This window comes from Cedecea sp. Ae19-4, from assembly GCF_059801165.1.
Genome location: NZ_JBCHWG010000007.1, coordinates 1 through 12,975 on the forward strand (window position 1 = coordinate 1; position 12,975 = coordinate 12,975).

At 47.9% G+C, this 12,975-nt stretch carries 10 protein-coding genes and 4 pseudogenes; 2 read left to right on the forward strand and 12 right to left on the reverse strand.

What is annotated here, in order from left to right; all coding sequences use genetic code 11:
* Positions 1 to 74: 74 nt before the first annotated feature.
* The 8 genes and pseudogenes from AAIE02_RS23245 to AAIE02_RS23280 form a co-directional block, all read right to left on the reverse strand.
* The gene (locus AAIE02_RS23245) at positions 75 to 365 is read right to left on the reverse strand and encodes a type II toxin-antitoxin system RelE family toxin (RefSeq protein ID WP_498533382.1); all 291 of its coding nucleotides are present in this window, start codon (positions 363 to 365) and stop codon (positions 75 to 77) included.
* Positions 355 to 609 (reverse strand): type II toxin-antitoxin system RelB/DinJ family antitoxin, encoded by a 255-nt coding sequence (locus AAIE02_RS23250; protein ID WP_162122997.1) that lies wholly within the window; start codon positions 607 to 609, stop codon positions 355 to 357. Before AAIE02_RS23250 ends, AAIE02_RS23245 begins: the two co-directional genes overlap by 11 nt.
* 155 nt (positions 610 to 764) lie before the next feature.
* Positions 765 to 1,475: a tyrosine-type recombinase/integrase gene (locus tag AAIE02_RS23255; protein ID WP_498533383.1), complete on the reverse strand. Its 711-nt coding sequence runs from the start codon at positions 1,473 to 1,475 to the stop codon at positions 765 to 767.
* 701 nt (positions 1,476 to 2,176) lie between these two features.
* Positions 2,177 to 2,869 (reverse strand): DUF7706 family protein, encoded by a 693-nt coding sequence (locus AAIE02_RS23260; protein WP_498533384.1) that lies wholly within the window; start codon positions 2,867 to 2,869, stop codon positions 2,177 to 2,179.
* Between the two features lie 53 nt (positions 2,870 to 2,922).
* A complete protein-coding gene (locus tag AAIE02_RS23265; RefSeq protein WP_498533385.1) occupies positions 2,923 to 3,216 on the reverse strand; it encodes a hypothetical protein in 294 nt (97 codons plus the stop codon).
* Entirely contained in the window at positions 3,217 to 4,068 is an 852-nt protein-coding gene (locus AAIE02_RS23270; protein WP_498533386.1) for a ParA family protein, read from the reverse strand. It abuts the gene before it with no gap.
* Positions 4,069 to 4,257: 189 nt separating this feature from the next.
* Positions 4,258 to 4,458 carry a hypothetical protein gene (locus AAIE02_RS23275; RefSeq protein WP_498533387.1) on the reverse strand — a complete coding sequence of 67 codons (201 nt, stop codon included), beginning with the start codon at positions 4,456 to 4,458 and terminating at the stop codon, positions 4,258 to 4,260.
* A gap of 220 nt (positions 4,459 to 4,678) precedes the next feature.
* Positions 4,679 to 6,299, reverse strand: a pseudogene (locus tag AAIE02_RS23280) (ISL3 family transposase).
* A 95-nt stretch (positions 6,300 to 6,394) separates the two neighbouring features.
* Between AAIE02_RS23280 and AAIE02_RS23285 the strand changes: the two are divergent.
* Positions 6,395 to 6,817 (forward strand): annotated as a pseudogene (locus tag AAIE02_RS23285) (Rpn family recombination-promoting nuclease/putative transposase); the annotation flags it as partial.
* Here the strand turns inward: AAIE02_RS23285 and AAIE02_RS23290 are convergent.
* The 3 genes and pseudogenes from AAIE02_RS23290 to AAIE02_RS23300 all read right to left on the reverse strand — a co-directional run bounded on the left by AAIE02_RS23290 (position 6,814) and on the right by AAIE02_RS23300 (position 8,655).
* Positions 6,814 to 7,425 carry a DUF2913 family protein gene (locus tag AAIE02_RS23290; protein ID WP_498533390.1) on the reverse strand — a complete coding sequence of 204 codons (612 nt, stop codon included), beginning with the start codon at positions 7,423 to 7,425 and terminating at the stop codon, positions 6,814 to 6,816. The pseudogene AAIE02_RS23285 and the gene AAIE02_RS23290 overlap by 4 nt on opposite strands.
* A gap of 134 nt (positions 7,426 to 7,559) precedes the next feature.
* On the reverse strand, positions 7,560 to 7,826 hold the full coding sequence (locus AAIE02_RS23295) for a hypothetical protein (protein ID WP_498533388.1): 267 nt from the start codon (positions 7,824 to 7,826) through the stop codon (positions 7,560 to 7,562).
* A 133-nt stretch (positions 7,827 to 7,959) separates the two neighbouring features.
* A pseudogene (locus AAIE02_RS23300) lies at positions 7,960 to 8,655 on the reverse strand (IS1 family transposase).
* 3,105 nt (positions 8,656 to 11,760) lie between these two features.
* Between AAIE02_RS23300 and AAIE02_RS23305 the strand changes: the two are divergent.
* A pseudogene (locus AAIE02_RS23305) lies at positions 11,761 to 12,436 on the forward strand (IS1 family transposase); the annotation flags it as partial.
* A 178-nt stretch (positions 12,437 to 12,614) separates the two neighbouring features.
* Here AAIE02_RS23305 and AAIE02_RS23310 read toward each other — a convergent pair.
* A partial coding sequence (locus AAIE02_RS23310) for a hypothetical protein (protein WP_498533389.1) occupies positions 12,615 to 12,975 on the reverse strand: 361 nt, incomplete at its 5' end.

A 12,975-nucleotide genomic window follows, 5' to 3' on the forward strand; every position in this document is an offset into this window, starting at 1 on the left:
GTTTTGTTATGTATGAGCGTGATAGTTATTTTTTTTGACACCATGAATACAAATGCAATGCATTTGTATTTCTTTTATAAAAACCGCTTACGGGCCGTTTCATAGGCTTTTTCGTCTTCCCGTTTACCTACAGCAACCACCCATATAACAATCTCGTCATCGATAACCTTGTAAATCAAACGAAAACCAGATGCTCTCAGCTTTATTTTAAAGCAGCCAGCCAGATCACCATGCAGTCGGGCTGATTCCACATAAGGGTTTTGCTGAAGCTTTTTTAGTTTCTTTTTGAATTGCTCGCGGATCGTCTTTTCGAGCTTATTCCATTCCTTAAACGCCCTTTCGTCAAATTCAACATTAAAGGTCATCAACGTTAACCCTGATCCGTCTGGCCGGATTTTTCAGTCTCTCCCGAACGACTGCCAGAATATCAGCGTCTTCATCATCATCGCTCACCATCACTGAGACTTCAGCAAAGGGGAGTTTTTCGTTCTCTGCAACATACCGCAGGAACAGACGAAGTGCGTCTGAAGGCGACAGATTCAGTTTTTCAAAAGCCTGATAGGCGTCTTTTTTCAGTTCGTCATCAACGCGGATTTGAATTGTGCTCATTGCTCGTACCCCGGTTATATCGTGTACAGTCATTATGCATGCACTACAAATGTAATTACAAGTGTGGTGTGTTTTTACTAACCAGCAAGTAATGGCCAACACCCTTTTTTGACGGCAGAACACTAAATGAATGAATTATGTAATACATAAGTAGTCTATTTTTGTGTCAAAAGATGGCGGTAATCGCGGTGATCCAGCGAAAATGTGACACCCAGCTGTGGCGCCACGTCCAGCGCAAAAACCTTCAGATACACCTCCGTGCTTTCATAGCGTTCATGCCCCATATAGGCCTGGACGACTTTCGGCGGCACGTGGTTGAAAAACAGATGCATGGCAAAACTGTGCCGCAGCGTCTTTGGATTGATGGCCGGGAGCACAAATTCAATCCCCTCTTCCCTGGCCCTGTCGATCGCCTGTTGCATCCACAGCCATGCTGTTTTCCTGCTGACTGCAAACAGGGGGCGTCGACGGCCGGTTCTGAACGTGGCCAGATAGCGGCGAAGCTGATCGATATATGCGGCATCAAGCAGCGGCACTATGCGGGCTATCTTTTCATCCGCTGACGGTCGTCCCCTTCCCCGTTGGCGTTGTTTCAGTGTGCGTAACCGGATGCAGGGGCGTGGACCATCAAGTTGCAAATCCTCCGGTGTGATGGTCAGGGCTTCAGTAATGCAGGCTCCGGTATTCCACAGTGTGGCAAACAGCATACGCTGGCGCTCATCCGGCAGATAATGCAGCAATACGGCAACTTCGGGCGCCAGCAGATATTTAGGGAGATATGGCTGCAGCAGCGCCATACCACGCAGCCCGATGGCTGTCTCATAGTTCGTCGCAGGGACAGTGCTGTCGCCCGCTGTCATCAGCATTCTTCCCTCCCCCTCTCTTTTGTGTATTACATTAAGATAACCTATGTAATCTTAATGAATTACACAAACATCCTCTCAGGCCAGTTAAATCGCACCCATGTTTTTCGCCTCAGCCATAAACGTCTCATAATGGCTTTTAGGGACGGCGACCGGGATTGTTCTGCGGTTGTACAGTTGCATCAGCAACAACTTGCGATGGCGACCGTCTGATACGCCAGAGTCCCTGACTGAAACCTGCGGGTATTAAACAGTACCTTTCGCGATGTAGGTTTTGATCCTGTGTCACCGGCGCGGGTCGATGCAGAATGCTCCGTCACCCAGAACGCTGAGAAAGGCCAGTACGTCAACCTCGACTATCCTCACTGGCTGATGGCGAAGCGACCGGGGCAGATAAAACTGCTGGTCCTCAAAAGCCGGAAACGTCATATACCCGACTCGTCCTGGGGGAACGCCTCAAAGGAGGTAAAGGGAGACTTCGTCATACAGGTCAGCATAAAGGTGTCCGTGTCAGTCTCGATCCAGGATAACCATTCTGGTCAGGGTAAAATCGTGTTATCCCGTTCCCGCCTCTCTCTGATTTTGTCGCCGGACACGTCTTCCAGACGGATGTTAACCTTCATGCTGCACTCTGTTAGCTGAATAAAAACAAAACCACGGCCCGGCAGGAACAATAACATGGGTATCCGGGAGGCGGTTACGTATTAGTTATAATGTAATTCATTTGTATTACTCTGGTGCGCAGTCAGAAATCTGGCGGGTAATAACCCCTGCCAGTTATAAATTATTCGCGTAGCGTAATCCCGAATTTCGTCCTTATTCTGACACCTCCGTAGCCCGTATGCTACGGGAATAAATCGCCGGAGAGGCTTCTCTAAGGTAACAAAAATCGAAATATGCGAGTTCTGATACCTGGCTGTTTTCGGCCTGGTGCCGGGAAAAAAAGCCCTGTTTTGCCGTGGAGCCCGGCAGGTCGCGGGACGGAAGCGAAAAGAAGCCACAGGCACGACGCTGAAACACTCTGCCTGTTTGGTTACATCAGGCATGCGGAATGACAGAAATGCGTTTATTTGAAATACAAAGGAAATGTATATGTAATTTAAATGTATTCCATCAGTGATGGAGACTGGATGTAGCCAGGACAGGGCGGGCAGCTTTCGGTAGAAGTGTAGTTTATTATGTAATACACAAGAAATACACTGTGGGTTCCAGCGGGGACTGAAGCCGGCGTCAGCGAGTGATTTCTGCAGTGCCTGGATGGCATCTTTCATCACCCAGGTTTCATCATCGTCGATGGCACAGGCCCGCATTTCTGACCAGGTTAAGCGCTTAACAAATTGTGCCAGCGCCATTGCCTGGCTGTCGGTTAACTCAGTGGTCACGGTAACGGCGGTCATTGTGTAGCACTCTTTTTGTAATTCATAAGTATTTCTGATGTAATTCCCTAGTGTTACAGATATTCCTTAATCATTTCCAGCATTTTTTCCGGTCCGGTTTCCCGGGCCAGATACAGTGCTGCACGCAGCACGGTTGAGTCGGTGATGGTTTTGGTGGTGAGATCCTGAATTTCATCGACCAGTTCGCTGCACATCATTTTTTCCGCCGGTGTCATACGGATGGTTTTGGGGTTTTCGCTGGTCGTTCTGTTGCGGTTGACCTTGACGTTTGAAAGGCGGGTTTTCGCCTCTCCCTGTGCGGTTTCAGGTTTGACCATTGCGGGACGCGCGAGAGGGCCTTTAGCCATTTATGCAGCCTCGTTTGATAAGAGAGTTTCAAGTTCACACATCAGCGCACGGTAATCGTTCAGGGCGAGGGACCCTTTGTTGTAATACCAGAGCGGGACGCAGGCAACCTGCGCCTGGGAGATGTTCTCATCAGCCCGGATACGGGTTTCCAGGTAGTTATCACGGGTTCGCTCGTTGCTGGCCAGCTGGTCATGAAGATAGGTGTTCATCTTCTTCTTGGCACCATTGTACTCATTGCGGAATACACTGAACCGGGTAAAGCGGGTTTCACGGATCTCATCGAGATAGTCCAGTATGACATCCAGCCCGGTCAGTGCAAAGCTGCCGCCATCGACGGGTATAAGCACATGGTCTGCGGTATATGCCGCGTTCGTGGTGGACAGGTTCAGACCCGGAGAGCAGTCGATGAGGATATAATCGTATTTATCCATCACCGGCTGCAGATGGCGGGACAGTATTTTTTCTCGATGGTGCCGGGTCAGGCAGTTTTCCATGACGCGTTCAAAGGACGGGTCTGACGGGATGACAAAAAGGTTATCGATCACCTCTTCACCACTGACGGCCGGGATAATTGCATCAAAAATACTGAAGCGCGGGTTGTTATAGAAATCGCAGATGGTGTGGCCATACTGCGCGTAGTATTTTTTCCCGTTAGCCATCACCTCTGTTGAGTTGGCCTGCTGGTCTCCGTCAATAAGCAATACCCGACGCCCGGCATGTGCGAGACTCATGGCGAGATTGGTGATCGTGGAGGTTTTACCGGCACCACCCTTGTTATTCATGATGGCAATGATGCGGGCCACTGCATTAACCAGCGGTGTCAGCTGAGATTGCACTGGAATTTCAGACATGAGAACTCCTCTCTCAATGAAATACAGGTGTATTACGCTTTAGCGACATCTGAGAATCACTGCGTGCGATTACTATAGCATTACACATGTAATGCTATAGTATTTTTATTGAATTACCTAAGTATTCCATTTTGTGCACCAGATCCTCGCTGGCTGAAGGCTGCACGGGGAATATCATTCGCGCTGTGTTCAGTGCCGGGAAATATCGCTGACGTTCTCTTCAGGCTGTGGGGCGCGACCTGGTGCATTGAACGTGATGGTGATGATCTTTCTGGCCAGCCCCTCATCTGAAAGAGCATCATCCATACTGACATCACGAATCAGTGGACTTTCTTCTTCTATATGTCGGGCTATATCCCGCAGCCACTCTGCCAGCATTTGTCTGCCCATCCTTTTTCGCTCCGGTTGTGTACAGTCAACATCAACATACCACACCAGGAAAAGTTAAGTTTGCGAGGTGATTAAAAAATAACCTCCCCATCAAGTGCGCTGTCATCCGTGCTGTTAGCGACCTGCGCGGAATATCCTCATTCTATACACAGGATTGCCCACCGAAATTGTGGACAGCAACGATGAAAATAGGGGTCTTCCGCAACTTAGGTGGAGTTTTTTAAGCCAGAGGGCTCATGACTCGTCGTCGCAGTAACTCGAAGCCAGCTCGACCGTACATCTGCCGTTTCAGCATTTTTAGGCGGTTTACATGGACTTCCACAACGCCATTACTCCATCTGCTACTTATCGCTTCGTGTATTGCTGTTGCATCCGCTTCCATACCGACCGCAACACGCTGAAGGTCAATGAGCCCACTTTGACTTACGTCAGAGAACCATTGATTTAACTGCGATTTATTCTTCGTTTTCAACATTCGATAGAAGTCGAGTGACAGTTGTTGCGCCATTTTCAGTTGCGGTTCTTTCTGGCACATTGATTCGATGAAGCGGGATGCATAGTTTTCTTCTCCTCTGATCATTCGCCAGGGCATTAACCAGCGGCTTACACTGGATGCTGAGGGGAGTCGGACTGGGGCGATAACGGGACTGTTAACCTGCTTACGCCACTTAGCTACAGCATCCCTGACTGTCGTTTCGCTCCCGGTGAAGCCAACATTTACCATCTCCCGCCATAGCTGCCCGGCATTATGGTTACCGTTTATCCGTTGTTCTTCCAGCCACTCCTGCCATGGCTCAAGTAGCCCGGGTCTGGGTGGCTTAGTTGATATTTCAGGGAACGCTTTTGACTGTATCCACCGGCGAACCGTCACCCGGGACAGCCCGGTGATACGCGATATTTCTCTTATCCCACAACCCTTTTTATGAAGACAGTCTACCTCAGCCCAGCGCTGATACCGTTTGTCACGCCGCTCTCGTTTAATACGTTCAGGGCGACGTAACGTTGAAGCTGGCACCAAAGACGCTTCAGAGTTCTGTTTTTTTGGGAGATAACTCAGTGGCCACCAGTCGTATCAATGGCATGTGTCTGTACATCATGCGCTCCAGCGCATCACCAATATTCTTCAGTAGATGCCAGCGATCGGCCGCCTGTATTGCCTGCGGTGCACCATCGCGAGCAGCTAACTCATAGATCCCCCCACGATCGCGTGAGACGACCTGTATCTCCGGGTATTTTTTGAACCATGCCGCCAGAGTGCGTTGCTCCCGGCCTGACAGCAGCACCAGGGGGCGATGGGTATCAAGATTTACGATCCGTGTGCCGTACCTGTGGCCCCGATGCCATGCCCACTCGTCAATACCAACATGCCGGGTCCGGTTCTCTGTTTGTTCCGGAGCCTGAATCACTCTGCGTAGTAAAGTATCCGCGCTGATCTGTATTCCTGAGGCTACGGCAGCTCGTCTCCCTGCTTCACCTCCTGCGATAAGTCCCAGCTGATGCTACAGATTTTTCAGCAATGCAGAAGACTGTTGCTGCGGACCTGTAAAGGGAGCAAGCGATTCCGCAAAAATTTTACGTGAACAGGATGGGTTACGGCAGTACCAGTGTCGGATGGCGAAGAATAACCAGAGGGCCTTGCCTGAGCATGGAAGATGCTGTATTCGCCGCCGCCGGCAGCTATGAACAGAATTACTGCGCGCGAGGCACTCAGGACATGATGCCGTTTTACACGTGGCGCGGAGATGGAGGGTTATTCCATCAGTCCCAGTAATCTGTCGGCAGGTTTGCCACCCGCGCGGTAGCTGTAAAAGTGCCTTAAGTGAGGCCATTTTGTTATCCATAACTTAAAACAGCTTAGATCCTTGTTAACTAGAAAGTTTCCTCAATTTTTGTCCACCTAGGTTGCGGAAGACCCACTTTTTACCCGTTGTTGACAGATGAAATCGCCGGCCATCGCAGTATAGCCGCACTAACTTTACTGTAAAAGCATATTCACCAGCGGGATCTGGCAGAACTGGTTGACCGGCTGGTGCCCATTTTGCTGGCCGGATATCTGTATTCATCACAGGTCATATCGCTGGTACACTATATCGTGCAGGCAGGCGAAACATCGGACGCCGAAGCCTTTGTACGCGAACTGGCACAGCGTGTGCCGCAACACGGAGACGCACTCATGACCATCGCACAACAGCTTGAACAGAAGGATATTGAGAAAGGCATCCAGCTGGGTGAACAACGTGGTATTGAAAAAGGCAAACTTGAAGTTGCCCGTACCATGCTGCAAAACGGCATTGACCGCAATACCGTCATGAAAATGACCGGTCTGACGGAAGACGACCTGGCGCAGATCCGCCACTAATCATCCTTTCCTGAGACTCCCTGTCTGGCCATCAGTGAATACTGGTGGGACAGGGAAGCACCACTCTCAGGTTCAGCCTGCCAGCCGCAGCGATTAAACAGTTTCGTAAGCCCCGCTACATTCCCCGTCATACGGGCTATCAGCGGATTTGTCTGTCTGCCATCATCGTCGAAAGCTACATCGAGGTTGGTCCGTAAAAGATAAATGCTGTTGACGCCGGTATTCAAAGCCACAGCATACCGGCCGGACCATTCCCGATCGCCCAGCAGGCGGTAGTTCCAGTGCATATCTTTTGCTGTCTCCAAGGCATACGTCAGCCGGAACAGGTCGTTCTGCTCAGACAGTTCGCCGGTGCAAGATCGCCAGAGGTAGTTCAGTTTGCTGGCCAGCTTCGCACTGACACCCAGCTGGCGCCCCTGTTTAAGAAGCCACTCGATATCGGGCGTCACATCACGTGAAAAACGTCGTTGTTTCAGCGCGGTCGCCAGCCAGCGGGTGAGAAAGAGACTTTCCTGTGCCGGTGACAGCACATCTCCGTTTTGTCTGGCCAGCGCAAGCGCCACCAAGGCACACCATGCCAGATGGCCCGATTTTTCTGTCAGCGTCACTGCGTGTCCTTCTCCTTTCTGTTCCTGGTTATTCATGCATCACTCTGGCATATTTTAACCGTAAAAGAGGCAGCCAGTCATAAGAAACTAAGCGATTACTATAAATTTATTTAATGCCTCCCATAGTTAATTAGCTAAAGAAATGAATATACATCCACTGTCATATATATATTTATTATCCTTTTAGTTTTATCTTTATTCCAGTGACAACGACCAGCAAAAATAATTTCAGCTCCTTCGAGATTTTCATAATCTGAATTATTAAATTTTTCGATAATTGCATCACGCAGATCGCCTAATGGTATTCCAACACCCCTCCATTCAGCAGGATTAAGCCATTCAATATCATTGTTCGAGTTATGTAGCGTCCTCCAGTAAAACCTGAGTGTACTTTTAGTCATGGGTTCAGCATCAGGAAATTTCACAAATAAATTTTTGGCTTTATACTTGAAGTCGCCGAACGGGATGATCGTATCAGACGTCGCCAGTCCTATCCCCCTGATTAAGCTATGCAGTATTTAGTGGTGATTCCAATTAGTAGAACATGTGTTTTTCGATAAAAGCACCAATGACTTTTTCATGCAGCTCAACAGAAAGTGAGAAACAGAGAGTCCGGCGAGCCAAACGCTTGATGCGGGTTATCAGTGTCAGATTGTTTCGCTCAATGCGCTGCGTAAAAATCTTGCCAGTCAGATGCTTATCTTTTGGCTCTTCTCTGGCATAACTGCCCTAGTCATCGCTGGTTATCATGCCGATGCTAAAAGGCGTGAGCAGTGCCAGTAATTCGCGGCAGGTTTCATCGGTTCGTGGCCAGAACGTATAAGCCAGAACACCGCCTGTTTTGGTGTTGTAAGCATACCTGAGCCAGTGTTGTCGGGCTTTACTGCCGACAAAGCTCCATTGCTCATCGAGTTCGCAGATAAGCGCCACATCAGCATGAGCGACCAGAGAGGATGTTATTCGTCGTGGCGAGAGTTTTTTTAAAGTCCGGATGACGGTATTGATACGAACTTTCAGCGCACGGGCGGTATCGCGAACCCCGGCACCATTGAAGGCCATTTCAGTTATCTCCTCTTTAACCCCCGGCTTGCGGGCCTCGTATGAGTAAGTGAGTTGAAACACACGGTGGCGCTCCCGACAGCGGAACCGGTCATGTCCATTGGGGTTTTGCCCGTGACGATAGACCTGAGCAGACTGACAACGGGGGCAATGAACGGTAACGCTGGCCATGAGTAAACCTCAAAAGCGAGTATTATACACCGAATTCAACCAATTAGATGCATTACCAGAATAATGTCAGGGGGAGCTCAAGTAGATTAATTATTTTCATTTGAAAGGAAAATACCAACAGTTTCATTCCTACCGGCTGAATAGCCAATCTGGATGGTTCTCCACTCTTTAGTAACACTGGGGTGCAAAAAAAGGACAATTTATGCTAAACTTCTTCTAAGGATGAAGTAATTTATCGAATATGCATCTTGATATATGCATCGATAAAAACGAATAATTAGCGCGCGATTTATATAAAAGGAAAAAAATGACGACTTACTATATCCATAAGGTTTTTTTAGTAAAAATCGCACACCTGCCTCTTGCAGAGAGTTATTATCTTGAATCAGACCATTTATTCTCATAAAAGATGATAATTTCATCTGAGAGACTGGGTTTTTTGCTTGCATTGCCATCTGCATCAATAATTATATTTATTATTATAGTTATACTTTCCGGAAATAACTTTCAGGACCGTTTCAAAAAAGTTAAAGAATATAATCTAACTGTTTCACTTCAAGCAAAGCATGTGACAAAGAAAAGTAAAGAAATGATTAACTGCTTTTACCTGCAGCAAAGTATGATTGCTTTTACGAAAAGAAATTTCCTCAAGAAGCAAGTGCTACAAGTAGCAGGTAAACTGAGAGCTATGGTACGTCGTATCTCGCGTAATGTACCCCCGTGCAAGAAAAAAATGTTCGCATTGGTTACGCCTGGATTGATTTTCCCAGTAACTGGTAATCCGATATTACAATGAATCTGATGTAGTCAAGCTCGAAAAATCCGAACATTAACCTTCAAGCAAAGCGGATGCCTGACTATAGGTATATCAAACAACGTGGGTCGATTCATTTGAAATGCATGTCTGATCACAGACCATGTTGCAACTGGTCCGTATCGTACTGGTTAATGTTTCTTCCTCAGGGCTATATTAATAGCCATAAAATGAGAGATTGCCGCAATATAAATTGCGGTTTGCAGGCAGTCTTGAAACCGGAGATGCCGCTCAAATTCTACCACATGAGGATCTCGTTTAAGGTTTTGATGCCCAGTTTTGCAGCAACCCGTGAACTCATTCCATAGATGGTTTTGTTTGACACCTTATATATCCATGCTTCCTCGTCCACCGTAATCAGGTTAAAAAAACATTTCAGTGTTCTGTACTCGGTAGCTGTCAGGCGTCAGCTTCTTTTTCTGCTCAGTGAGGTGAGTCTCTCTGTCATTAAACCTCCGGAACATAACTCAGGAAGTATTAACTGACCGGAGTTTAATACGCAGGCATTTCCATTAGCGGATTTTGAATAATTTGCGACGGGGAGTAAGGCATGTTCCGTAATAATAAATGATGGCTGCATCCGTCTCATCTCCGCCCAGTCAGAAAGAACGATTTCTCTGGCAGAAGGACTTGAAGCCTATCGTGTAAAAACGTACGCCAAGTTCATTTTTTGAACAAGAGTATCAGGTTAGATTTATAGACACACTGTGATAAGTGTCTTGGGCTATTGTGCATTTCCTCAACTGAACATTTCATAGCGACATGACATTACAGAATGTGTTGTTGTCTGCTTTTTCATTTACAGCACTAAAATTTTTTATTGCTGATTAAGCAATAATCCACATACCGCAACAATCCATTGTTTTCTATGAAACTCTGGCAACAAACTCTCTCTTCCTCTTATGAGATCTGAGTTCCAGATATTCCTGACACCCTCCGGCACGCAGGGGCAGAAAAGACCGCTTCGCTTATTCCCTGACCATGGTAAACTTCTGGAAACTATGAAATAGCGTAAAATTCAGATCACAAAAAACACGACTCAAGTAATTTAACAGCGTGGCTATATTGCTGCTTATTATCATGTATGAAATGCTGACGGCAGGGAAAATCATCCTAGTGACAGACGTGGGGTTGTATACAGCCGGTTATACAGCGCATCATCATTACTCTGAGTGACTATTTATTGGAAAAGTATTGCAGAGGGCAGAAATGGACAAAGTGGAGCTTTTTCGTGAGTTGATGGATAGTGGTCACAAATTCGTCTGGTATCTCCGTGAACTAGGCGTCAGCAATCTGGATGGTAAATCTCCTGACGTTCAGATAATTGTCGATCTGAACGGAAAATAACTTGCCCGTCGCATTGATATCCCGGAAACGCCAGAAAATTGCTGGAGCATCGATTCATGGCACGCCAGAGATTTTCGGGCTGCCGGAAGGTGCAGTGAACGTGGAATTGAATTTGCTGCTAACCCATTGTCTTTTAGGAGAAACGGGTTCGATGTTTTCGCAGCCCTTTTTCCTGTCCACAGAGGAGTGATCATAATGGCGGCCGGGATTTCTCAATCTGTATAACCGGACTGAATCGACAAATATCAGGATGGATGAATAATAAAGACAGTTAAGGAAATCGCAAGCAACTTGGGCATTATGGTTGTTCTTGCCAGCACGACTCACGGTGCCGTCGCCGCAACCCGGTCAGAAATGCAGCGACTCGATGAGGCCTACCCGCTCGGCAGTGTAGTCGTCTGCCACTCAGACCTTTCGTGAGACGGAAAACCTCAGACTGCCCAGAACAATGATCTCAAGGGGAAAGGTCGAGTCCCGGGAAAATGGTCATCCCCTCTATAACGTTTCCGTCATCTGGCGAACTCAGGGTGCGCAATAAAGCGATGCCGGTGATCTGACACTGACGTTCAGGATGAACCAACGCAGCGATGAGAAAAGTCAGCACTCACTTATCGATTCTGAAAGAATGGCCGTCTCAATGCCCCGTGCCGGGCCTGCCAGTGAAGAAGCGGTACTGAAGGGATTCCGCAGCCGTTTTGGCGACACGGAAAACTTCCCCTTCACATCCAGACCGAGATCACTGAGTTTCCGGCGTATATCACCCGTAATCCGCGCGAGGCGCCGTCCTGCTGCCTGAAGGAAGTTCGTGATCATGCCTGATGACCCCTTAATCCTGACCAAAGCCGTCAGATGGTCAAATGGTCAAATGGTCAAATGGTCAAATGGTCGGTGATGCCTATAATTAGTTGAATCTCGTGTGTAATGCGGGCTTTTGAGGTTCTCTCATGGCCAGCGTTAACGTTCATTGTCCCCGTTGTCAGTCTGCTCAGGTTTACCGCCACGGTCAGAACCCTAAAGGCCATGACAGATTTCGCTGCCGTGACTGCCACCGAGTGTTTCAGCTCACTTATGCTTATGAAGCCCGTAAGCCGGGAATAAAGAGCAGATCACTGAAATGGCCTTCAATGGTGCCGGGGTTCGCGACACCGCCAGAACACTGAAAATTGGCATTAACACCGTCTTCCGGACTTTAAAAAACTCGCGCCAGAGCGAATAACTTCTACGCCCGTTGCCCATGCTGATGTGGCACTTATCTGCGAACTCGATGAGCAATGGAGCTTTGTTGGCAGTAAAACCCGGCAGCACTGGCTCTGGTTCGCGTACAACACCAAAACTGGCGGTGTACTGGCCTACACTTTTGGTCCCCGTACCGATGAAACCTGCCGGGAGCTACTGGCACTGCTTACGCCATTCCACATCGGCATGATCACCAGCGACGACTGGGGCAGCTATTGCCGTGAGGTGCCGAAGGATAAGCATCTGACCGGCAAGATTTTTACTCAGCGCATTGAGCGCAATAACCTGACACTCCGCACCCGAATTAAGCGGTTGGCTAGTAAAACGATCTGCTTCTCGCGCTCAGTAGAGATCCACGAAAAAGTCATCGGAGCGTTTATCGAAAACACATTTCTACTAATTGGAAGCATTATCCTAACTTTGAAACAGCGCCCTCAGTATAACCAACGCATAAATACAAGCGCGATGGCAGTGAATATTTTTGAATATCATCTCAAGGGCCAGATACTACTCTGGCCCTTGACCACTTTAGCTGTATTTATCCGGGGATAATTACAATCGTTTAATGAACAGGTCCGGGCTTGTCGCCTGCATTTCCATTAACTATATATGTGGTTGTTGATGAGTTTGACCATCCAGACATTGTTAGGGTCGCTGTACTCGTTCTTCCCTGACCATAAAAAAATGAAGCCTTATAATATTTAACGTACTTGCCTTCCCCGACGTAGGTCCATGTGCCGTCGCCTGTTGCATTAGTTAAAGTAACGGCAGAATCAAGTGCACCAGCCTTATCCTCTATTGGGCTTCCAACTGCATTTAGCAATGTTACCGTAACAATTATTCGCTCGTTAGCATCATATCGCTGTTTGTCTACTGATATAGAAGAATTATTTAGTGCCGCATCGCCCGCCGTGATGGCGTAG

Bases quoted from the DNA above. Each gene is read 5' to 3' on its own strand.
- AAIE02_RS23275 (WP_498533387.1), bottom strand. From the start codon at position 4,458: ATGGGCAGACAAATGCTGGCAGAGTGGCTGCGGGATATAGCCCGACAT.
- AAIE02_RS23265 (WP_498533385.1), bottom strand. From the start codon at position 3,216: ATGGCTAAAGGCCCTCTCGCGCGTCCCGCAATGGTCAAACCTGAAACC.
- AAIE02_RS23250 (WP_162122997.1), bottom strand. From the start codon at position 609: ATGAGCACAATTCAAATCCGCGTTGATGACGAACTGAAAAAAGACGCC.
- AAIE02_RS23295 (WP_498533388.1), bottom strand. From the start codon at position 7,826: ATGACTAAAAGTACACTCAGGTTTTACTGGAGGACGCTACATAACTCG.
- AAIE02_RS23255 (WP_498533383.1), bottom strand. From the start codon at position 1,475: ATGCTGATGACAGCGGGCGACAGCACTGTCCCTGCGACGAACTATGAG.
- AAIE02_RS23270 (WP_498533386.1), bottom strand. From the start codon at position 4,068: ATGTCTGAAATTCCAGTGCAATCTCAGCTGACACCGCTGGTTAATGCA.
- AAIE02_RS23260 (WP_498533384.1), bottom strand. From the start codon at position 2,869: ATGACCGCCGTTACCGTGACCACTGAGTTAACCGACAGCCAGGCAATG.
- AAIE02_RS23245 (WP_498533382.1), bottom strand. From the start codon at position 365: ATGACCTTTAATGTTGAATTTGACGAAAGGGCGTTTAAGGAATGGAAT.